The organism is Desulfosporosinus sp. I2, assembly GCF_000960765.1.
In the GTDB taxonomy this organism is placed as follows: domain Bacteria; phylum Bacillota; class Desulfitobacteriia; order Desulfitobacteriales; family Desulfitobacteriaceae; genus Desulfosporosinus.
Window position 1 is genome coordinate 1 of sequence record NZ_JYNH01000283.1, and the last position, 1,217, is coordinate 1,217.

Below are 1,217 nucleotides of genomic sequence, written 5' to 3' on the forward strand. Positions count from 1 at the left end.
ATGAGAGCCCCGAATACTATTCCTCCGGCTACATCCAACAAAGTATGTTGTTTGATAAACAACGTGGATAGGATAATTATCACTGCTAAACCCCGTACCGAAGCTGTTAAAATTGGTGCCTGGATATTCAATCTTGAGCAGGCTCGGAAAAGAACAAAACTAATTAATACATGGATACTGGGAAACGAATTATACGGTTTATCCGCATGGTAAATATACAATACAATCCCGGTAAACAAGTCGTGAGCGTCAAGCGGCGGCCTGGGCGTAGTGGTCTGGGCAAGTATAAAAAAGCTATAACTTAATACTAACCCCATTAGACAAGAGATTAGTGTCGTAACATAAAGATGCGGTTGCCGTTTCATCAGCCATAATAATGTGATCATTACAAAAGGGTACCAAACTATGTAAGGAAGGGCAAAATACTTAACGAATGGGATCATCTGATCAAAAACGGTAGCGAGATTATAGACCCGCCCGCTGGTGTGATTTAAGAGAAAATAGATAGAATTAAACGCCGGCAAAACTAATAATGAGAAACCCCAATACTTCGAAAACAGCTTTTCCAAGATACCTACCCCGTTCTTCGATAATACCACATACTCAAGGGGGGGATTATAGCATTATCCCAAAATCTCCTTTTTCCCAATATTGATTTATACTGCTATACGAAAATTGCATTTAGACGATGAAGGCCCCCATCTCCGATGAGAGCCTAGTGTAAGAGGAACGCGTATCGAGGGATATCATACCCTAGATACGAATTATTATGCTATTATTTAGACGAATGCTTCTCTTCAGCCATTTCCGTAATAGAATACATCAATAGCCGGAAACCCGACTGTAGCCATTTTAATAATACCGACTAACTGGTTTCGGTGTTTTTGACCATATGGCCAATGGGCTGGAACATTCAACGATGTTCAATCAAGACCCATTTCTCTTATTGAACATATTGCCGTATAAGACGGTTGCTGGTAAGTGGCAAGAAGTAATCGAATGGCCTTTCACGCGCTCTTATTTACCGAGTTCTTTCCAATGTCCATAGGCTTCACTTAATTCAGTTAAACCAATAGATTTATCTTTCGCTTGTATAGCACCCCTAAGCCTGGCAATATTGCTCGAGAAAGCATTAATTTCATCACGTTCTGAACTGAATTGTACTCTGTTAACGACCTTATCCCAAACTCTATTTAAATTATCGGTATCTAGCTTAG

Annotated in this window: 1 protein-coding gene and 1 pseudogene; both read right to left on the bottom strand. The window is 40.0% G+C overall.

Translation table 11 applies throughout. From position 1 onward, the window contains the following. On the bottom strand, positions 1-569 hold a 569-nt coding region (locus UF75_RS27870), incomplete at its 3' end, for a phosphatase PAP2 family protein (RefSeq protein WP_197079548.1). Positions 570-1,017: 448 nt separating this feature from the next. Next, a pseudogene (locus tag UF75_RS29540) lies at positions 1,018-1,217 on the bottom strand (hypothetical protein); the annotation flags it as partial.